23 protein-coding genes and 1 pseudogene are annotated in these 19,512 nt (G+C 63.2%); 11 read left to right on the forward strand and 13 right to left on the reverse strand.

What is annotated here, in order from left to right; all coding sequences use genetic code 11:
• Window position 1 precedes the first annotated feature (1 nt).
• Genes ASD73_RS10360 through ASD73_RS10370 form a run of 3 tightly spaced genes read right to left on the reverse strand, consistent with a single transcriptional unit; the run spans window position 2 to window position 1,432 of the window.
• Window positions 2–499 carry a hypothetical protein gene (locus tag ASD73_RS10360; protein WP_056372051.1) on the reverse strand — a complete coding sequence of 166 codons (498 nt, stop codon included), beginning with the start codon at window positions 497–499 and terminating at the stop codon, window positions 2–4.
• A complete protein-coding gene (locus tag ASD73_RS10365) occupies window positions 492–686 on the reverse strand; it encodes a hypothetical protein (protein ID WP_056372053.1) in 195 nt (64 codons plus the stop codon). The genes ASD73_RS10360 and ASD73_RS10365 overlap by 8 nt, the downstream gene beginning before the upstream one ends.
• On the reverse strand, window positions 683–1,432 hold the full coding sequence (locus ASD73_RS10370; RefSeq protein ID WP_056372055.1) for a Crp/Fnr family transcriptional regulator: 750 nt from the start codon (window positions 1,430–1,432) through the stop codon (window positions 683–685). The genes ASD73_RS10365 and ASD73_RS10370 overlap by 4 nt, the downstream gene beginning before the upstream one ends.
• Before the next feature lie 230 nt (window positions 1,433–1,662).
• Between ASD73_RS10370 and cphA the strand changes: the two genes are divergently transcribed.
• The 3 genes from cphA to ASD73_RS10385 are packed head-to-tail and all read left to right on the forward strand — an operon-like array spanning window position 1,663 to window position 6,128.
• Complete coding sequence (cphA, locus tag ASD73_RS10375) at window positions 1,663–4,461, forward strand: cyanophycin synthetase (RefSeq protein ID WP_235534314.1); 2,799 nt, start codon at window positions 1,663–1,665, stop codon at window positions 4,459–4,461.
• The gene (locus ASD73_RS10380; RefSeq protein WP_056372057.1) at window positions 4,454–5,332 is read left to right on the forward strand and encodes an isoaspartyl peptidase/L-asparaginase family protein; all 879 of its coding nucleotides are present in this window, start codon (window positions 4,454–4,456) and stop codon (window positions 5,330–5,332) included. The genes cphA and ASD73_RS10380 overlap by 8 nt, the downstream gene beginning before the upstream one ends.
• Window positions 5,325–6,128, forward strand: a complete 804-nt coding sequence (locus ASD73_RS10385; protein ID WP_056372059.1) for a cyanophycinase — start codon at window positions 5,325–5,327, stop codon at window positions 6,126–6,128. The genes ASD73_RS10380 and ASD73_RS10385 overlap by 8 nt, the downstream gene beginning before the upstream one ends.
• 33 nt (window positions 6,129–6,161) lie before the next feature.
• Here ASD73_RS10385 and gntA read toward each other — a convergent pair whose 3' ends face one another.
• Window positions 6,162–6,881, reverse strand: a complete 720-nt coding sequence (gene gntA / locus ASD73_RS10390) for a guanitoxin biosynthesis heme-dependent pre-guanitoxin N-hydroxylase GntA (RefSeq protein WP_056372061.1) — start codon at window positions 6,879–6,881, stop codon at window positions 6,162–6,164.
• Between the two features lie 222 nt (window positions 6,882–7,103).
• Between gntA and ASD73_RS10395 the strand changes: the two genes are divergently transcribed.
• From ASD73_RS10395 to ASD73_RS10405, 3 genes are all read left to right on the forward strand, one after another.
• The gene (locus tag ASD73_RS10395; protein ID WP_056372063.1) at window positions 7,104–7,790 is read left to right on the forward strand and encodes an MgtC/SapB family protein; all 687 of its coding nucleotides are present in this window, start codon (window positions 7,104–7,106) and stop codon (window positions 7,788–7,790) included.
• 107 nt (window positions 7,791–7,897) lie between these two features.
• Window positions 7,898–8,185, forward strand: coding sequence for a hypothetical protein (locus tag ASD73_RS10400; protein ID WP_056373486.1), 288 nt, complete (start codon window positions 7,898–7,900; stop codon window positions 8,183–8,185).
• A 38-nt stretch (window positions 8,186–8,223) separates the two neighbouring features.
• Window positions 8,224–8,541, forward strand: coding sequence for a hypothetical protein (locus ASD73_RS10405; RefSeq protein WP_082521476.1), 318 nt, complete (start codon window positions 8,224–8,226; stop codon window positions 8,539–8,541).
• 46 nt (window positions 8,542–8,587) lie between these two features.
• Here the strand turns inward: ASD73_RS10405 and ASD73_RS22765 are convergent, their stop codons facing one another.
• Entirely contained in the window at window positions 8,588–8,746 is a 159-nt protein-coding gene (locus ASD73_RS22765; RefSeq protein WP_156377354.1) for a hypothetical protein, read from the reverse strand.
• 88 nt (window positions 8,747–8,834) lie between these two features.
• On the opposite strand from ASD73_RS22765, the gene ASD73_RS10410 reads away from it, so the two are divergent.
• Window positions 8,835–9,290: a PA2169 family four-helix-bundle protein gene (locus ASD73_RS10410; RefSeq protein ID WP_056372067.1), complete on the forward strand. Its 456-nt coding sequence runs from the start codon at window positions 8,835–8,837 to the stop codon at window positions 9,288–9,290.
• 138 nt (window positions 9,291–9,428) lie between these two features.
• The gene (locus ASD73_RS10415; RefSeq protein WP_056372069.1) at window positions 9,429–9,692 is read left to right on the forward strand and encodes a DksA/TraR family C4-type zinc finger protein; all 264 of its coding nucleotides are present in this window, start codon (window positions 9,429–9,431) and stop codon (window positions 9,690–9,692) included.
• A gap of 45 nt (window positions 9,693–9,737) precedes the next feature.
• On the opposite strand, the gene ASD73_RS10420 is transcribed toward ASD73_RS10415, so the two are convergent.
• Together ASD73_RS10420 and ASD73_RS10425 are read right to left on the reverse strand one after the other, a co-directional pair.
• Window positions 9,738–11,030, reverse strand: coding sequence for a cation:proton antiporter (locus ASD73_RS10420; protein ID WP_056372072.1), 1,293 nt, complete (start codon window positions 11,028–11,030; stop codon window positions 9,738–9,740).
• Window positions 11,031–11,077: 47 nt separating this feature from the next.
• Window positions 11,078–11,638, reverse strand: a complete 561-nt coding sequence (locus ASD73_RS10425; protein ID WP_056372074.1) for a hypothetical protein — start codon at window positions 11,636–11,638, stop codon at window positions 11,078–11,080.
• Between the two features lie 197 nt (window positions 11,639–11,835).
• On the opposite strand from ASD73_RS10425, the gene ASD73_RS22285 reads away from it, so the two are divergent.
• On the forward strand, window positions 11,836–12,009 hold the full coding sequence (locus ASD73_RS22285; protein WP_082521477.1) for a DUF1328 family protein: 174 nt from the start codon (window positions 11,836–11,838) through the stop codon (window positions 12,007–12,009).
• Between the two features lie 195 nt (window positions 12,010–12,204).
• On the opposite strand, the gene ASD73_RS10430 is transcribed toward ASD73_RS22285, so the two are convergent.
• The 5 genes and pseudogenes from ASD73_RS10430 to ASD73_RS10445 all read right to left on the reverse strand — a co-directional run bounded on the left by ASD73_RS10430 (window position 12,205) and on the right by ASD73_RS10445 (window position 17,185).
• Window positions 12,205–12,783, reverse strand: a complete 579-nt coding sequence (locus ASD73_RS10430) for a DUF4142 domain-containing protein (RefSeq protein ID WP_056372076.1) — start codon at window positions 12,781–12,783, stop codon at window positions 12,205–12,207.
• A 213-nt stretch (window positions 12,784–12,996) separates the two neighbouring features.
• A complete protein-coding gene (locus ASD73_RS23190) occupies window positions 12,997–14,112 on the reverse strand; it encodes an ATP-binding protein (RefSeq protein WP_235534468.1) in 1,116 nt (371 codons plus the stop codon).
• 192 nt (window positions 14,113–14,304) lie between these two features.
• Window positions 14,305–14,796 (reverse strand): annotated as a pseudogene (locus tag ASD73_RS23195) (PAS domain-containing protein); the annotation flags it as partial.
• Window positions 14,797–15,081: 285 nt separating this feature from the next.
• Complete coding sequence (locus tag ASD73_RS10440; protein ID WP_056372081.1) at window positions 15,082–16,575, reverse strand: ATPase domain-containing protein; 1,494 nt, start codon at window positions 16,573–16,575, stop codon at window positions 15,082–15,084.
• 193 nt (window positions 16,576–16,768) lie between these two features.
• Window positions 16,769–17,185 carry a response regulator gene (locus tag ASD73_RS10445; protein ID WP_056372083.1) on the reverse strand — a complete coding sequence of 139 codons (417 nt, stop codon included), beginning with the start codon at window positions 17,183–17,185 and terminating at the stop codon, window positions 16,769–16,771.
• Between the two features lie 182 nt (window positions 17,186–17,367).
• Here ASD73_RS10445 and ASD73_RS10455 point away from each other — a divergent pair, with 182 nt between their 5' ends.
• The gene (locus tag ASD73_RS10455) at window positions 17,368–17,682 is read left to right on the forward strand and encodes an EAL domain-containing protein (RefSeq protein ID WP_056372085.1); all 315 of its coding nucleotides are present in this window, start codon (window positions 17,368–17,370) and stop codon (window positions 17,680–17,682) included.
• 151 nt (window positions 17,683–17,833) lie between these two features.
• On the opposite strand, the gene ASD73_RS10460 is transcribed toward ASD73_RS10455, so the two are convergent.
• A complete protein-coding gene (locus tag ASD73_RS10460) occupies window positions 17,834–18,376 on the reverse strand; it encodes a hypothetical protein (RefSeq protein ID WP_156377355.1) in 543 nt (180 codons plus the stop codon).
• A gap of 555 nt (window positions 18,377–18,931) precedes the next feature.
• Between ASD73_RS10460 and ASD73_RS10465 the strand changes: the two genes are divergently transcribed.
• Entirely contained in the window at window positions 18,932–19,399 is a 468-nt protein-coding gene (locus ASD73_RS10465) for a hypothetical protein (protein WP_156377356.1), read from the forward strand.
• The last annotated feature ends 113 nt before the right edge of the window (window positions 19,400–19,512 follow it).

Genomic DNA, 19,512 nt, shown 5'->3' on the forward strand with positions numbered 1-19,512 from the left:
GTTAGAGCGAAGTTCTGCGAGACGCCCGGGCGCCGGGCGTCTTCGCCGCTTTCAGACGGCGAACATTGCTATCCACTTGCCGGCTCACCGGCGCGAGCGCCGCTGCGCCAAGCTTTGCTGTCGCCTCGACCGAGTTCAGCATGAGGCTGGCATTACGACGGCCCAGATCAGCCAACTCGGCCGCAGTCGGCAGACGCCCGCGCATCGCCATCGTGCCAAGATGCTGCATATGATCAGACCAGGCCGACTGGCTTTTCCACATGACCGCGGCGACGGCAGAGCTGGCCCGCGAAAAGGCGTCCATCTTTTCCGGCAGCATCCGGCCCAGCTCGCCATAATTCGCTGCCCATGGCGATTGCACGGCCTCGACAATCAGCGTGCTGCGCGCCTGAAGAACGCTGTTTGCGCCGTCCAGAGTCTTCATCGTCTGATGACCCGTCCTTTGCATCGCGACACCGGCGGCGGCGAAGCGTTGCCATTGACCGAACGGATCAAACATCGCTGTCGGTCTTTTGCTTTGTGGCCTCAGCGGCGGCTTCAATCAGGCTCTGGCCCGTGCGCTGCGCCGCGTCAGGGGTCATTGTTTTGGCGATGCCGTCAGGCCCATCGAGAAAGACAAGGCCCTCTTCAGCGCTGGCGACGCCTGGTTCGGTTTCGGGCTGAAGGTGGGTGGCGGTTAAATTCATGATCGGGGCCTTTGTACTGAGGGCAGCGGGTTGGCGTCGTCGTCGATGTAGAGATAGGCGGGATTGAACTGCCCGAGCGCAGTGAGCCTCGCAAGATCGAGGATTTCGACGAGCGACGAGCGAAACACGCACAGCCCGTCTTCACGCAATTGGCGCATGACGCGGTTCACATGGACCGTCGTGAGGCCGCAAATTTCCGCCACATCGGCCTGTGTGAGCCCGAGCGCGAAACGGCGTCCATCGCTGAGGCCTGCCGATACAAGGCGGGCGTTGGTTTCGCACAGAAAATGCGCAACGCGCGCGTTCGCATCAAGGCGGCCCAGCCGGAACAGCCAGGCGCGATGGATCGCCGCATCGAGCAATGTCGAGAACCAGAGCTTGCGCGTGAGTTCGGGCATCTCGTCCGCAATCGCTTCGAGTTCGCTGTGCGGCACGATAGCCGCCGTGGCGCCGGTGAGCGTCGCGACGTCATGGTCGAGAACCTTCAGCGGAAAGGCATGAAGGTCGAGGAAATCGCCGGGAACATGGATGGCAACGAGTTGCCGAAGGCCGCTGCGGTCGTCGAGATAACGGCACATGAACCCCTCGATCAACAGCGTGCTCTGATCGAGCGGTTCGCCCGCTTTCGCGATGATCTTGCGCGGCTTGTAGGTCCTGACCTCGCTGATCGCGGCCTCGAGGCGGGCCCGCTCCGCCGCTGTCAGGCTCGCGCCGCGTTTGTCTCTCAGGAAGCGCTCGGTGAACATATCTGACGATCCTCGCTCTTGGGTTGGGGACGCATCAGTAAGAACTCTGTGCGTCTTCCTAACGGGCGAGGCGACGGGGTGTTGCATCAGGCCCCCGGCAATCATCATGATGCATGTTAACTTCCGCGCTCGCGGTCGCTCAGCCACGCTGCGAACAATCGCCATGATCCAGGTTACATTGCGCAACTGCGCCCTTGCCCTCGCGTTGGCTGATCAACCAGCGAGGCGATATGACGATGAATGTGAACAATATTTCGGCTGCGGCGATCCGCACCGGACCGGTCCGCTCGAATATGACTGAAGCGCCCATGCGCGTGCTCGAACGCAGCGTCTATCGCGGGCCACATCTCTACAGCGCCCGCCCGATGATACGTGTGCGGCTCGACCTCGGGGCGCTCGAGCAATGGCCGACCGATCGGCTGCCGGGATTCGCCGATGCGCTCGTTGCTCAGCTTCCCGGTCTGAAGAGCCACGGGTGCAGCTATGGCGAACCGGGCGGTTTTTTGAGGCGCATGGACGAGGGAACATGGCTGGGTCATGTCATCGAGCATGTCGCGATCGAACTGCAGGCGCGCGCCGGTGCAGCCGTCACGCGTGGCAAGACGCGCTCGGCAAAGGGCCACCCGGGCGTATATGACATCCTCTTCTGCTATGCCGACGAACGAAGCGGGCTTGCTGCGGCGCGCGCCGCGATCGCGCTCGTCGCCACGTTCCTGCCCTCGAAATTCCAGGCGGTCGAAGGTCTCGACCGGCTCGGCCCGATGCTCGACGCCCGCCCCGGCGACGGCGCCGGGATCGTCGCCCTCCTTCGCAAGATGGTCGTAACCAACGGGCTCGGCCCAAGCACTGCTGCGCTCGTTGCGGAAGCGCGGCGCCGCCACATCCCGGCGATGCGGCTCGATACCGCCAGCCTCATCCAGTTCGGCACCGGCAGCCGCCAGCGCCGCATCCGCGCGAGCGTAACGAGCGCAACTTCGCTGATCGGCGCCGAGCTCGCCGCCAACAAACATGCCGCGAAGGAATTGCTGCAGGCGGCTGGATTGCCCGCGCCGCGCGGAGAAGTGGTACGCACGGCGGAGGAAGCGATGCAGGCCGCGCGGCGGATCGGTTGGCCCGTCGTCATCAAACCGCTCGACGGCAATCAGGGCCGCGGCGTGACGACCGATCTCAGGTATGAAACTCAGGCGCTCGAAGCTTTCGAACGCGCGGTAGCGATAAGCCGCCGCGTGATCGTCGAGCAGCAGCTTCCCGGCACCGACCACCGCCTGCTCGTCGTCGCGGGCGAACTCGTCGCCGTCGCCGAGCGCGTACCCGCGCATGTCATTGGCAATGGCCGCCATTCGATCGAGGATCTCATTGGCCTCGTCAACGCCGACCCGCGGCGCGGCGCCGGGCATGAGGCGGTGCTCACGCGGATCCGCATCGATGACGTGCTGCGTCGCTTCCTAGAACAAAGTGGCGCCAAGCTTTCGGACATTCCGGACGCGGGCGCGCGCATCTGGCTGCGCGGCGCCGCGAACCTGTCGACCGGCGGCACCGCGATCGACCGCACCGACGAGGTGCATCCAGACAATATCGCGATCGCGATCCAGGCGGCCGCGACAATCGGGCTCGATGTCGCGGGCATTGACATGATGTCGCCCGATATCAGCCGCAGCCTCGCCGAGACGGGCGGCGGGATTGTCGAGGTCAACGCGGCGCCGGGCCTGCGCATGCATATCGCGCCGTCCGAAGGGAAGCCGCGCGATGTCGCAGCGCCGATCATCGCATCGCTCTTTCCCAAAGACGCCAAGAGCCGCATCCCGATCTTTGCGATCACCGGTACCAACGGCAAGACGACGACGGTCCGCATGGTCGCGAAAATCCTCGCCGAAGCGGGCAAGCGCGTCGGCTTCACAACGACGACCGGCGTTTATGTCGACGGGCGCAAGCAGGTGAAGTCCGATGCCAGCGGTCCGCAAAGTGCGCGCATGATCCTGCGCAATCCCACCGTCGACGCCGCGGTGTTCGAGACGGCGCGCGGCGGTATCCTGCGCGAAGGCCTCGGCTTCGATGCATGTGATGTCGGCGCGGTGCTCAACGTCACCGCCGACCATCTCGGCATGAAAGGCATCCACAGCGTCGAGGATCTCGCGCGCGTGAAATCGGTGGTCGTCGAAAGCGTGAAGCGCAGCGGCTACAGCATCCTCAACGCCGACGATCCGCTCACGGTGAAACTTGCACGCCATGCGCGGGGCAAAATCGTCTGGTTCTCGGGCTCCGCCAACGCGGTCGAGCGCAATCCGATCCGGGACCATATCGCAGACGGCGGCATGGCCGTGGTGTGCGGGAGCAACTCGATCCTCTTCTACAAGGATGGTGAGCGCTTCCCGGTCCTGCCCGCGAGCGATATCCCGGCGACGCTGGGCGGCGCAGCCGAGTTCAATGTTCTCAACGCGCTCGCGGCGGCCGCGATGACCGCCGCCTACGGGATCCCGCTTCCGACAATCGCCGCAGGCCTCAGCGCTTTCCAGCCGTCGTTCGAAGATTCCCCGGGCCGGCTGAACATCGTCGAAGCGCACGGCGTGAAAGTGGTCATCGATTATGCGCACAATCCCGCCGCACTCGACGCGCTGTCTGTTCTCCTCCAAAAGCTGCGCCCGGAGGGCGGCCGCATTCTTGGTATGATCGGCTTGCCCGGTGATCGCCGCGACAGCGACCTGCGTGACGTCGGGGCGCAAGCGGCGGGCATGTTTGACGAGATCATGTTCCGCGAAGGCCCCGACAACCGCGGCCGGGCAATTGGATCGATCAACGCACTAATGGCCGAAGGCGCGCTCGCGGCGGGCAAGGATCCCGCGTCGATCCACTGCCTCGCCAATGAACATGATGCGACCGACTGCTGTATCGAACGCGCACGGCCGGGCGACATCGTCGTGCTGACCCCGACCGATATCGAAGGAATCTGGGCCCGCGTTCAAAGGTTCGCGAACAGCCCCCTCTCTGAGCGGAAGGAGCGCAGCGCAATGCTCGGTTTCGCACATGGATAAGGGCGATTGGGCGATTATCGTCCATGGCGGAGCGAAGGCGATCTCGGCAGCGGAAACGGCCGCGCACCGCGCCGGCTGCGCGCGCGCTGTCGAAGCGGGCGCTGAGATTCTCGCGCGCGGAGGCTCGGCCGTCGATGCCGCGCGGCGCGCAGTTGTCATCTTGGAAGATGATCCGACGTTCAACGCCGGCCAAGGGTCGGTAACCAATGCAGCCGGAGACATCGAGATGGACGCCGGGATCATGGATGGCGCGACCCTCGCCATCGGAGCCGTGGGCGCCGTCAATCGCATCGCCAATCCGATCGAAGCGGCGGCTGCGATGCTTGAAACACCCCCTATCCTTCTCGTCGGCAAGGGAGCCGAGCGCTTTGCCTACAAGCTTGGCCTGCACTGCACGCCGCCCCGGCCGACGCTACCGAAGATCGGAGTGAGCGGCCATGATACGGTGGGCTGCGTGGCGCGCGATCGCGCTGGTCACATCGCGGCCGCGACCTCGACGGGCGGCATATCCGGCACCGTGCCGGGACGCATCGGTGACGCCCCATTGCCCGGTTGCGGCTTTTACGCGGATGATGCGATCGGCGGCGTCTCGCTCTCGGGCGAAGGGGAGGCGATCGCACGAACGCTGCTCGGCGCGCGCGTTGTCCGCGCGATGGAGGACAAGCCCGCGGCCGAAGCGGTCCAGGATATCCATGCCCCGATGCAGCGGCTCTCCGCCGAAGCGGGCGTGATCGCGATCGACGCGGCCGGCCGCGTCGGCGCCGCGCACAACAGCGAGAATTTCGCCTTCGCCATCGCTTCGAGCGATCGGGCCGACATCATTGCCGCCATCCATCAGGATGAACTGAAAGCCGATATCTTAAATGACTGATCATTATGGCCCCCTCATCGCCATTGGCGGACATGAGGACAAGGAAGACAAGCGTATCATCCTGGGGGCGATCGCCGAACGGCTGAATGGCGGCCGTCTCGTTATCGCCACCGTCGCGAGTCACGAACCCGAAGGTTATTTCGATGCCTATAAGGACGCATTCGGCGCGCTCGGCGTCACTGATCTCGTCGAACTTTATGTCGACGATCGCGCCGAGACTAACGACCCGGCGCACAAGGAATTGATCGATGGCGCGGCGGGAATCTTCTTCACCGGCGGCGACCAGCTTCGCATCGTCAGCCAGCTCGGCGACACGCCGCTAGAGACCGCAGTGCGCGAACTCCATGCGCGCGGCGGCGTCATCGCCGGAACCTCGGCCGGCGCATCGGCGCAGAGCGAAACGATGCTCATCGGCGGCAGCGACGGCGAATCCTACCGGATCGGCGAACTGCACATGGCGCCGGGCCTCGGATTGATCCCCAATGTCATCATCGACCAGCATTTTGCCGAGCGCGGGCGCATCGGGCGTTTGCTGGGAGCCGTCGCGCATAATCCGCGGATATTGGGGATCGGTATCGATGAGGATAGCGCGATCGTCGTCGAGGGCGAGCGCTTTACCGTGATCGGGTCGGGCGCGGTGACAATCGTCGATGCCGAACATGTGACGCGGTCGAACGTCGCCGAAGCCAAGCCCAAGCGCGTGCTCTCGATCCACTATGTCACGCTGCACGCGCTGAGCGCGGGCGACGAATTCGACCTCGCAACGCGCAAGCCCTGCTCACCTTCCGAAGCGTGACGATCGGGCGCGGTGTAAGCCGCGCCCGATCGATCAGTCGCCGCGCCCTGTCAGGAAATCGCGCGGGGCGGGGACGCCGCTCCGCCCCGAAAAGGGGCAGACCCAGTCGCTACCGACCGCGCGCCCCGAATATTGGCGTGCCTCGGACATGGTGCCGTGGCGCGCGAGCATCGGATTGACGTCGCCCGCGAGCGCGACATCGCGCGCGAGGATCGTGCTGCGCATCTTGTCATAGACGCCGCTCGCACGAAGTTGTTCGAACTGGTCGTGGAGGTTGAAGATCAGCGCCGGCCGCTCGAAGCGCCGCGCTGGCCGGCTCGCGCGCGGGTGAAGGCCGACGACGAAAAAAGCCTCGCCGCCGAAGCTCAGCGAGAAATGCGGATCGCCCGGGTCGGCGCTGACGCGTGGATCGGCCATTTGCCCGTGAAAATCATCCTTTTGCGTTAGCGATTCAAGCCGCTCCCAAAGGCAGCGTTCGAACCCTTCCTCGTCGAGCCCGCTATCTTCCTCGAACACGACCGCAAGCGAGTGAAATAGGCTCGGTTCGCTTGCATAGGTCCAAGCCAGATCGAGCAGGTTGGGATAGATGCGCAGGTCGTCCCACGCCGACCGCATGTCACGGCCGACGACGATGCGTATCTGCCCTTTCGCAAGCGCCGACTTGGCACCAACGCAAGGAAAGGCGGGATCGCGCACAAAGGCGTCGAAGCGGCGCGCCAGAGGGTGGTCGCGATCGTCAGTTGGTTTCAGCATGTGCAGTAAACCGCTGAATGAGCGGCCAGTTGCCCGCGATTAACTTCGGTTATATCGATTTGCGATTGGCTGGCCCGCGGCGTCGCGGCTGCATCGGCAAGGCGTAATCCAGGCGGACAGACCGAGCGGATATCTCATGCCGAGCAGGGCCCATAGGAAACCAAGCGAGCCGACAAGGGTTCGATGAGAAGACATGCCTCACCGACCTTGGGAAAGAAAAATATGGAATTGCTGAGCCCCGATCTGTTCTGGCCGATCCTGGGCGCCGTCGTCGCGGGCGCGGTCATCGGCGCCGAGCGGGAATATCGGGCGAGCCCCGCGGGGCTGCGCACCCATATTCTCGTCGGGCTCTCCTGCTGCCTGCTGATGCTTTCGGCCGTTCACCAGATGGCATGGCTCAACGACGCCCCTGTCGAGGTCGTGCGGATCGATCCCGTCCGCATGGCGCATGGCATTTTGACGGGCATCGGCTTTCTGTGCGGCGGCGTGATTTTTCGCGAGGGCCTGAACGTGCGCGGGCTCACCACCGCGGCCTCGCTCTGGATGACCGCGACGCTCGGCATCCTGTTCGGGATCGGCTTTTACGAGCTGGCGATATTTGGAGCGGCGGCAACGCTGCTCGTCCTCGCGGCCGTCTCGATCACCGAGAAGCGCGCCCCGCAACGCCGCGTCGTGCATCTCAAGGCGCGCTATCGCCGATCCGACGCGGAAGGCGCGCAGGCGTTCGGGGCGCTGCTCGCGGGCCATGGCCTCGCCTTCATCACGATCGAGCAACTCCTCGCCGACGACATCATGGAATATGGCGCGATCGCCAATGGCTATGACGAGGAGCGCGGCGAACGGCTCGCCACGGCGCTGTCTTCCGATGCCAGGGTGATCGGTTTCGAAATCCGGCCCCAGCAAGCATAGGCGCCGCCGGCCCGCGGCATGCGATTAGCGCGACAAAACGACTGATCCATATCAATCGGGCAACCATGGCCGCGCCCTTCCGTTTCTTCACCGAAGAGGAGAAGATAATGGCAGCAGCACAACAACCCGGCAAAACATCGGGCTTCGGCAAATTTCTGGGCGTCGCCGTACTCGGCGCGATCTATTGGTTTACGCGCAAGACCGAACCGAAATTCCCTAAGGATGACAATCATTCGGCGGCCTTTGCCGACAGCGAAACCGACCGCGAAAATTTCGACCAGACGCGCTCGGCGGGTCCCGATGGGATGCGCAGCGACGCACGGCGAACATGGGACAGCGTCGATCAGGCGGCCGACGAATCTTTCCCCGCGAGCGATCCACCCTCGACTTACTGACACGCCGAACGTTCGAGCCCGAACCAAAGGAGATTTCGATGACCGACAAAGCCCCCACGCCCGGCTCGCTCCCGCCCCAAAAGGTCGAGGACCGCGAGAATGTCGGGACGGTTCTCCCCGATGATTATCCGAAAAAGGAACGCGAAGACGGTGACCTCACCGGCGCCTCGAACCGCGGCCGCCGCGCAAACAAGGTCGGCAGCGGCCCCGTAACCGGCAGTGGCGCGGGCGCGGGCGGTGGCGGAAATCCCGAAGATTATGACTCGGATACGCAGGCCGGCGGCGGCCATAAGCCGATACGCACTGATAACGGACCGAAAACGGGAGCCGATGCTCCGGTAGGCGGAAGCCGCTAATTCCTAAGCCATATGAACGGCGAACGATGTTGACCTCGCCGCTCCATTATTTCGCAACCTCGCCCTTCACCGCTTCGGCGCGCCGATCCGCGGCTTTGCGCGCCGCCTCGACCTCCTGCTCAAGACGTTCGGCTTCAATGTCGGCCTCGCTCCGGATGCTGTCGCGCGCCGGACGCAAGCGCGCGGCCTTATCGTCATGATGCAAGTTAGTTTCTCGCCGTGCAGTGCAACTCGCGCTCGGGGCGAGGGTTGATGCGGCACGACCTTTCGCCATTTTCTAAAAGGATCTCAAAATGTTCGATAACAAGAATGTCGCGACGCTCAACTCATTGATTGCAACCACGCTCGACAGCGTCGATGGCTATCGCAAGGCCGCCGACGAAGCGAATGCCGCGCAGTTCAAGGACCAGTTTCTGAGCCGCGCGAACGAGCGTCAGGCGGTTGTCACGAATTTCCAGGCGAAGGTCCGCGAACTCGGCGGCAATCCCGAAGACGACGGCACCGTTCTCGCGTCGGCGCACCGCGCCTTTCTTGGTCTGCGCGACAAGCTGACCGGCGAACGCGATGATGCGGCCGTCGTCGCCGAAGTCGAGCGCGGCGAGGACCATATCAAGGCGAAGTTCGAAAGCGCGCTCAAGGACGAGGATCTCGATCCGGCGGTGCGCCAGCTGATCCAGACCGCCTTCAACTCGGTGCGCGAAGGCCATGACCAGATGTCGGCGTTGAAGCATCAGCTGAACGCGAACTAATTCGCGTCCGCTTCGAGCGGAGGAACGAGAAGCGGCGGTCCCAATCGATTGGGGCCGCCGTTTCGTCGTCGCCTCCTCCGCAAATCTACGTCGGGGAGCCTCCAGGGCAGTCGCGCGTTTCACCGACGGAGACAGGCTATGGCAAACGGCTGGGCACGCGATGGCGCGGTGCAGGATCAGATCGACGATACGGTGTCCGACGCGGTGAAGATCGCGCGTGCGCGTCTCCCCACCGGCGACGGCGCCAATTTTTGCGAAGATTGCGGCGAGGACATACCAAACGCACGCCGCTTGGCTTTGCCCGGAACCCGCACATGCGTCGGCTGCCAGTCGGCGCGCGACGCGGCCGTCCGGCCCGCAGGTATTAACCGCCGCGGTAGCAAGGATAGCCAGCTTCGATAGTCGCCGTTGGCACGCCGCGACGTAACGCGCGACAGCCAGGCCGGGTCAGGCAGCGTTATCGGGCGCTACTTGGGTCGTGGCGGCATCGGGATCGCGGCCGTGACGGCGGTCGAGAAGCCGCATCGCCGGCGTTACCGTCAAGCCGTGAAGCAGGATCGACAGCAGCACGACCAGCCCGACGATCGCCCAGAGCCGTGCACTTTCGGCCAGCGCCATATGGTTCACCGCATAGGCAAGATAATAGAAGGAGCCGACGCCTCTGATGCCGAAGAAAGCGAGCGTCAGCTTTTCGGAGGCAGCTGCCCGCAACCCCGCGAGCGCGATCAGGCCCGCGAGCGGCCTGACGATGAGGATGATCGCGACTGCCGCGACAATATCCTCCGCACGCAGCGGGCGCAGCAGCCCTTCGACGAGCGCGCCGCCGAACAGGATCAGCAGGACCATCATCGCCAGTCGTTCGACCTGCTCGGTCAGCGCGTGCATTTCATGATTGAAATGATGATCGCGGTGCGACCTGCGGAGCGTCAGCGCCGTCACGAAGACCGCGAGAAAGCCGTAGCAGTTGGCGATCTCGGTGACGCCATAGGAAACAAAGGTTGCGGCGATGGCGATCAGTCCGTCGCCGGTCTTGGCGAACCGGGTTTCGGCGGGGACATGAAAGGTCAGCCAGCCGAAGAGCTTGCCGACCAGCCAGCCGCCGGCGATGCCGGCACCGATCTCCCACAGGACATTGTGCGCCAGCCATTTGCCCATCCACGGCTCGCCCGTGGCCGCAGCCAGCGCGAGCGCAATTGCCAGATTGACGAACGGAAAGGCGAGCCCGTCGTTGAGGCCCGCCTCCGAGGTCAGGCCGAACCTGACCTCGTCCTCTTCGCCCGTACGCGGCGGACCGACCTGCACGTCGCTCGCAAGAACCGGATCGGTCGGTGCGAGGCAAGCGCCGAGCAAGAGCGCGGTGATCCATGGAAGGCCAAGTCCCCAGCCGCCGATGACGGCAATTGCGGCGATGCTGAGCGGCATGGTGATGGCGAGCAGACGCCATGTCACGCGCCACTGCCGCCAGCTGAACCGGCGGTCGAGCTTGAGCCCTGCGCCCATCAGGGCAATGATGACGACGAACTCGGTGAAGCGCTCGGTGACGTCGGGATAGTCTATCGGCAGCGGGCGCAGAATGACGCCGGGAAGCGCAAAGATCGCGCCGCCGATCGCGATGCAGATGATCGGCAGCGACAGCGGCAAGCGCTTCAGCGCAAGCGGCAACCATGCGACGAGCGCGATCAGGACGCCCGCACCGGTGAGCCAGAGTATATAGGGTTCGGGCGCTGAAAATGTGGGCACTGGGTTACAACCGGTGCGCCGATAAAGGGTTCATTCCGATGCCCGCATCAGCTGCGGACTGCAGCTTTTATCGGGTCGCGCCAGCTACCGCGCTCGGCAACAAGCGTCAGCGACGCTTCGTTCGCTCCTTGCTTCGATCGATCCGCTCGGACGGCGAGACGGTCGGATGCGATCCCGCGACCTTCCAGGAAGGTGACCAGTGCATCCGCGCGTTTGCTACTGAGGTCGCCCGCCGCAACGTCTTGGGGGTCTTTGCGAACGATGAGCACTATGCGCGCGTCGGCCGTCGCGTCGAGCAGGGATGCGAGCGTCGCGGCGTCGCCCAGGCCGGTCCGCGAGAGGACCGCAGTTTCACCCGTAAAGGTGTCGGATGCCAGGTCTAGGCTCCCGCCTCGGGGGCCCGCGGTAGCTATCCACTCGGCCATTGCGCGAGGGCGCGATCCCTTTGCGGCCACCATCGTCGCGCCGTCGGCAAGGGTTATGATATCCCCGCTGCGGCCCGATTGCGCCGGGGCGGCCACCTCTGGATCGCCCTTGCAGGACTGAAGTGCGAGCGCCGCGGTTGCGGCCAAGTTCAGGGTGATGGCAATCTGTAGGTGCCGGCGCATAAAGTTTCCTGGTTGAGCTCCCCGTCCCCTTCTACAAAACGCCTGCCGATCCCTTCTGTTGCAGCGCGACGCGCAGGAACTTTCATCATAAACCGGCGTTAATCCCATATCCGGACAGGATGAATTGGCGGCGTCCCGCAGCTCTCGCATTTGGTGCTCGAGCCTGTGACGGCGCGCGTCTCAAGAGGAGCGTATATATGTTCAGATGGGCCATCATTTTCGCCGTCGTCGCACTTGTCGCCGCATTGCTCGGCTTTGGTGGCATCGCCGGGCTCTCCGCCGACTTTGCGAAAATCTTGCTCGTCGTGGCCGTCGTGCTCGTTGTGCTCGGGTTCGTGTTTGGCCGCGGCGGACGCAAACCCCTCCCATAGTATCGGGGATCGCTGGATCCTCCCTTTCCCGCGATTCCTGCCGGCGAGCTCCACTGGGGCCGCCGGCATTCTTTTATGGACGCGAAAAAATTCCGCCGACGCGGTCGAAGACCGAACTGGCGGAACAAGGAGGGAGGATTGCGCGAAGAGGTCGCATTTTCAAGGAAGTCCGCCGATCAGTCGGGACTGAGGACCTCAGCTCTTGGACATGATTTTCGAAAGCTCGGTGCGATGCGCTTCCACCACTGGAATGATTTCCCTCGCAGCCTTCTTCAGGCTCGCGGTGTCGCCGCCCGATGCATAGCCCTGGTGGAGCGCGAGCGCAGCATCATGTGCGGATTTCTGATGCCCAAGATAGACGGCATCGATGTCGGCAGCGTCGGCGGCTTCGATTTCATTGAGCGTCGTCTGCTGCGCTGAGCCGAGCTTCGGCGGCGTCACCGTGATTTTGGCTTCTTCGGCGGCGGCCTCGACCTTCGCGGTCGACTTGCCGTGATGATCGATCATCATCTGAGCAAAGGCTTTGACGTCGGCATTGGCCGATTTGGCAAGCAGCGCTTTAGAAGATTCAATTTCCCACATATCGCCAGCCCCGGCCTTGGCAATGTAGCCCGCCGCATCGACTGGCGTCGTCGGGGCATCGGTAAGCGGCGGAACATCGGCCTCGGGCACCGTCGCATCGGCGACCGTCGTCGTTTCGGTGGGGGCGTTGCCGTCAGCCCCGCTGCACGCCGCCAGCGCAAGGGCGAGCGTTAAGACAAAAGGGCTTTTCATAAATCTCTCCGTCGCGGCGTTTCTACCCCCGCTTTCTTGCAACACCGGCGGCACCGCGAAGTTCCTCGGCGTACGGCGCGCGCGCTCGCCGCACTCCTACGTGGCCTGCGACGGGAAAAGTCCATGAGGTCCCGCCGTGGCCCGCGTTGCCTGCTAATCTATCCACTGCCTCGAACGCGGGCTGACGGTGAGCGTTAGTCCACGTCTCCGGCATCACTTAAGCATTTCGTCGATCTTTCTTGCCAGCACCTGCATTTGAAACGGCTTCGAAATCATCTGCATGTTGGCGCCCAGGAAATCTGTGCGGGTCTCGGCATTCTGCGCATATGCAGTGATAAACAGGATCGGGAGATCGGGAAGATGCTGGCGCGCGATGTCGGCGAGCTGGCGGCCGTTCATGCTCGGCAAACCGACATCGGTGATCATGAGATCGAACCGGGCCCCGCTTTCGAGTAGCCGGATCGCGGCATAGGGTTCCGCCGCTTCTACCGCCTTGTAGCCGAGTTCGCCGAGGACATCGCACACGAGGAGCCGTACCGAGGCGTCATCCTCAACCAGCAGGACGGTCTCGCCGTCACCATGATGGACGGCTGCGGGCGCCTCCTTCTCGGGTTCGGCCGCCGATCCCGCAACCGGAATGAAAATGCTGACCGCAGTTCCCTTTCCCACTTCGGATTGAATCTTCACGCAACCCTTTGACTGATTGACGAACCCATAGACCATCGACAGGCCCAGCCCGGTACCTTGTCCGATCGGCTTGGTCGTGAAGAATGGCTCGAATACCTTGCCGAGAGTCGCGGCATCCATCCCAATCCCAGTATCCGACACGGTCACCGTGACATAGTTGCCCGGCTCCAGGTCTGGCTGGCTGCCGCACGCGCCGTCATCGAGGTGCGCCAGGCCTGTTTCGACGAGCAAGGTGCCACCTTCCGGCATGGCATCGCGCGCGTTAATCGCAAGATTGAGCACCGCGCTTTCCAGCTGGTTCATATCGACGATCGCCGCCGGCAGGTCGTCGGCCAATCGGGTCGATAACATGATCCGCTCGCTCATGGTGCGGCGGAGGAGGTCCTCGAGCGATGCGATAAGCGCGTTGATATCGGTCGCCCGGCTGTCGAGCGATTGCCGCCGCGAAAAGGCGAGCAGGCGCGCGGTCAGTCCTGCGGCGCGCTGCGCGGAATTGCTCGCGGCATCCATGAAGCGCTCTAGATCGTCGAGGCGGCCGGTCGCAATTCGGCGCCTCAGAACGTCGATCGCGCCGGTGACGCCGGTGAGCATATTGTTGAAGTCGTGTGCGATACCGCCAGTAAGCTGGCCGACCGCTTCCATTTTATGCGACTGGCGCAGCGCCTCTTCGGCACGGGCTCGTTCTTCCGCTTCTGCTTCGAGCCGCGCCAGGGCATCGGTCAATTCGGCGGTGCGTTCCGCGACAAGGGCTTCGAGTTCCTGCGCCGCGTCGGCAAGCGCGGCCTGACCCCGCTTCTGGTCGTCGATATCGACGATGACCGAGATCGCGCCGGTTACACGGCCTGCCTCGTCGCGCAGCGGAAGCCCGCTAACGCGCGTCCAGACGCTGTCGCCGCCGGCGGGATGATGCAAAAACTCTATGCCCTGAATGGTCTCACCCGAAAGAGCGCGTGGGGTCACGAACCGATCACGCAGGATTCGGCTGCCATCCTCCTCATACCCCTCCCACCGCATCTCGCCGTCAGCGAGCCGCGACGGCGTAACGCCCGTCGGCAGGAAACGCAGGAACTCGGGATTGGCCAGTCTTGTCGCGCCGTCGGGATTAATGAAGGCGATCCCGACGGGCAGCGCATCGAGCAGTGTAGACAGCTGGGTGCGCTCGCTGGCGAGCTCGGACAATTGATCGCGAATCTCGAACTGCTTCTGCCGCGCGCGCATCGCGGAGGCGATCGCGCTGGTCAACGATTCGGCGCTGAGCGGACGCTCTAGAAGAACGACATTGAGCGCGCTGTCCGGAAGCCGGCGCCGAAGGGTTTCGTGTCCCATCGCCCGGCCGACTTGGCGACCGGTCAGCAGTACAAACGGGATATCGGACCAGGCCGGCTGGGCCTCAAGCGCTCTGTGAAGCGGCCCGAGGTCAGCGCGAAGAGCTTCTTCGGTGACCAGGATGACGCCGGCGTCGGCATCGATCGCCTCGGCTATGTCCTCCAGCGCCGGGCAAACAGCCGTGTGATAGCCATGCTGGATGAGCAGATTTGCGACACTCGATGCATCATTGCCATAGGGGGCGCTGATGAGGACCCGATGACCTTCGGAGGCGGACCTGTGCACCTAGCGCCGATCTTCCATCAGCGGCGCGCTCGATCCGACATATTCGGGAGTGCCCGTCAGGACCCCGCGGAACTCGGATAGCGGCGCGCCGACGCGAATGCCCTTAGCGTCGATCCGCAGTTCGCGGATCGCATCCTCATGATGACCGCTGCGATTCTTGACGATCGAGATAGCCTTGCGAATGCGACCCTCGCTCTCGAAGAAGCGCAAAAGCACCACGATGTCGGCGATATAGGAGACGTCCAGACCGTTTGTACTCATCGTACCGAAAAAGCCATGCTGCGGGTTGATCAGGATCGACACGACGCCGGCCTGGTTCAGATAGGACAGAAGTTCGTGCAACTGGAGGATCAATTGCCGTTCTTGCGGCATCGCCGTGACATAGCCGTTGAGGCTGTCGATCAGCGCGAACCGCGCATTGCGCTCCTCGACTTCAGACCGGACCATCGCGGCAAATTGCCCGGGCGCGATCTCGGCAGGATCCATCTGGCGAATGGTCAGCGTGCCGCTGTCGACGTGGCGCTGCAGATTGATGCCGAAGGCACTCGCCCGGGTGATCATCGTGCCGATGCGCTCGTCGAATTCATAGATGACCGACACCTCGCCGCGCTCGCACGCCGCATCGAGATATTGGAGCGCGAGCGAGGTCTTGCCAGAACCGGCGGGACCCGTGACCAGCATCGACGTGCCGCGCTGCGGGCCGCCCGCGAGCATCGCATCAAGTTCGGTGACCCCGCTCGGTACTGGTTCGCCGATGAAGGGCGCATGATGTTCCGACGCGATGAGGCGCGGGAATATATCGATGCCGCCCTTGCGAAGGACCATGTCGTGATAGCCTGCGACAAAGGCGACCCCGCGCATCTTCTGGACCTGCATGCGCCGCCGCGCCGCCCCGAAATCGAGCGTCAGCCGCTCCAGGGTAATTACGCCATGACAGAGGCTGTGCAGGTGATTGTCGCGCTCGCCGCTACCGCCGGTCATGTCATCGACGAGCAGCACGGTCGTGTCGAGCTTCGAGAAGAATTGCTTGAGATGCAGAAGCTGGCGGCGGTAGCGGAGCGAATCCTGCGCCAGCAAGCGGAGCTCGGAAAGGCTATCGAACACAACACGCTTGGGCTTCACGCGCTCAACCTGTTCGCGGATCAATTCGATCGTCCGACCAAGCTCCATCTCCCAGCTATGAAGGATCGACTGGTCGCGCCCCGGCCCCAGGGTTTCTTCGGCCGAGGCGAGTTCGAAGAGCTCCACATCCTCCAGCGACCAGCCGTGCGACCCCGCTACAATCGACAATTCTTCGCTCGTCTCGGAGAGCGTGATGTAGAGCACGGACTCGCCGCGTTCCGCCCCATCAAGCAGAAATTGCAGCGCGAGTGTGGTCTTGCCCGACCCCGGTATGCCCTCAACCAGATAGAGGCGGCTGGCGGGCAGCCCGCCACGCAAGATCAAGTCGAGGCCCGAGTTTCCGGACGTAATGCGTTTGTCGTGTACCGTCATAAGTGGGTGCGCCTTGGGTCTGTTGATCACGTGCTCGCGGGACCGATCCTCCGGCAAGCGTCAGCCATGGCATTGAGCCCTGCGGATAGGTGTTTCGATCTTGTTTTCATGAGGTACAGAACGTGGCCCGGCGCAGTTCGGTTTCATCGCGGGACGATAACCGGCCTGCCGAGACGGTTGAGAATGGATAATTTTAATCGTCCGCCCGGCCGACCGCGGCCTCGAGTTCGGCGAAGCTGTAGGGCTTGTTGAGCCTGGTCAGGCCGCGCGCTCGCGTGATTGCCTCCGCTGCAAATCCCGTCGCGAGAATGATCGATATATCGGGTCGGAGCGAGCGCGCGGCGTCGATCAACTCGCTTCCGGTCATGCCGGGCATGGCGTGATCGGTGATCAGGAGATCGATTTCAGGGCGACGCTCAAGACATTCGAGCGCCTCTTGCCCCGAACCCGCTTCAAAAACCGAATGGCCGAGGTCCTCGAGTAGGGCGGCGGTGTTCATCAAGATGATCGGATCGTCATCCACCGCAAGGATCGTACGCGCATTCGTCACGGCATCGCGCGGGTCGCCTTTGGTGTCGGCGACCGGTGCCGGAGGGGACGTGGAAATCATGTGATCGCTTTGCAATGGACGGCCCTTTCACCCCTTATACGAGCCCGGAAGCCGCAAGTTCCGTTGCGCTCGAGCAAGCAACGGCAAGTGACCAATCCCATGACGGACCAGGGCGAGCGCCAACTTAGCCGCTCCGCACAAGGGGTCGGCATGAACAAGGTGCGGCAAGATGCCAACGGGCGGTGACACACACCTACCGCCAGCGCCGGTCGCAGGCGTGCGGAGCACGCCGCCCGAGATCTCTGGGCGTCGGCATCGCGTTTGACGATTTTGGTACCGGGTTCGCGTCCCTCAGCCTTCTCCAGCAATATCCGTTCATCCGCCTCAAGATCGATCGCAGTTTCATTGCGCGGATCGACCGGAAGGGGATGCCGCTGCCGAAGGTGTCGAACCTGCGGAACAGGAAGCGGCGCTGGTCAATCTTGGCTGCGACGAAGCCCAAGGCTATCGCTACGGGCGCGCCATGCCGGCGTGCGAGATCGCCGACACTTATTTGAGGGGCGGTTTCGTTCACGGCGCGCTAGAGCCTGCCAGCTGCTAAAACGCCCGAGGCGCCACTGCGCGACACTATTTCCGCTTCTCGCGGCGCCTCTTGTCAACGCGCGCCGACACCTTGGCCAGCCAAATGCCGACCAAGGTGCGAGGACGTTAGCGGTTCATCATATAAACACGGATGACCGTCTGGGTGCGCGCGTCAATCTGATAGATTTGACGACCGTCCGAGCGATAGTAGAAGCGATCGGTATCGCGATATCGCTCGCGCATGTCGTACGGGACACCATATAAGCCCGAAGGCGCGCGCTCCCCGATTTCCAGTGTTGCGGCGTTGCGGCCGAGGACATTGTCGATGACGCCGCCGCGCTGCTCAGGTTGCCGATACCGCTCGCCGTCATCGCGGCGATCATCGCGCCCATAGTCACGATCGTCGCGATCGCCGTAGCGGTCATCGTCTTGGCCGTAGCGGCGATCCCATTCGTCATATCGTCCGCTCCCGCCTTCGTCGGCACGGCGCACATCCTGGCTGAGCGTGCGGAGGCGCGTCCGTAGATCGCGCGTCTCCTGGTCGTTCAAGCCGTTCCGGCTGTAGCGCCGCTCCAACTGGGTCAGCGAGCGAAGCCCGGAACGAAGCGGCATTGCCTCCTGGCGGTTGATGGCACCCGATTGGACCCCGGTCTCGATGCGGTCGCGCAATTGCTTGATACGCGCCGACATGCTCCTGCGGCCTTCATCGCTGTCGCGGTAAGTGACGCCGCGGTTTTGATAGCCTCCAACCGGTCCTTGGGCAGCGACCGGTCCCGTGACGGCAGCGGCGGAAACTGCCAAGCCAAATAGAATATTTCTCATCTGTTTTCTCCAAGCGCCCCGCCTCGCGCCTGCTAAGCGCTGGTCAGCGTGTAACGCTCATGAACACCCTCCTCAGATATCATTCATCGCACTTGACGAAATTCAGTTGAATATCTCAGTGTTTATCACTCAACGCGTATTTTTTCATCAAATTGAAAATACTCCAGAATTATATTCTCTGTAAAAGGTTTAACCAAAACTTCGACGTTTCTGTCGGCCGCAGCGCGCGTCTTTATATTCGCGGGTGATGGACCTTTTTTCGGCCCGGCGCGTAATATTGATAGGGGCAAAGTACCGGAGATATCGTCATCGAAACGCAACTGATGATCATCAGCGGCCTGATCGCAATCGTCATTGCCTGCGCGGCCGTGGCCCGCAAACTTCGCTCGAATACGCGTGAGCTTGACCGGGCATTATGGGTGCAGTGGCGACGTGGTTGACCTTCGACATGGCAAGCAACCGGGCGACTGCAAAGTTACGGATATTCGCGAGGCACGGGAGTGGCGTGATCGGACCGGAGAGATTGCCGACTGGGTCGTCGCCAATGTGCCATGGACTATCGCCGTTCCAGAATGGCCGGGTTTCAACGACCGCTGGCCGCTGCTGTCGCTGACCGACCTTGCCGCTGTGGAAGCCGAGTTGCTGCGGCGGGGTGAAGCGCTGGATGCCGGGGATGCCGATTTCGACGCGATTGTGGGGACGCTGACAGGCCGCCCGAGCGTTTGGAGCGCGGCCGCCGACTGGCTCACTTCGAACCCCGGGGCCGACATAAAAGATGCGGAGTTTTTCCGCCTCTTCGGGGAGATGTCGCGTGCCGAACTGATCCTGGCAGCCATCGAACATAAACAGCGACTCTTGCACGGGTCATGAGATCCAAAAGCCCGGTCAGCCTTATTTTGCTCAAGCTGCACTCTGGCTTTCGCAGCACGAACGGACCGAGCATGATTGGGCGAGCCGCGAAACATGGCTATATCGCGTCGCCA

The organism is Sphingopyxis sp. Root154, from assembly GCF_001427105.1.
Classification (GTDB): Bacteria; Pseudomonadota; Alphaproteobacteria; order Sphingomonadales; family Sphingomonadaceae; genus Sphingopyxis.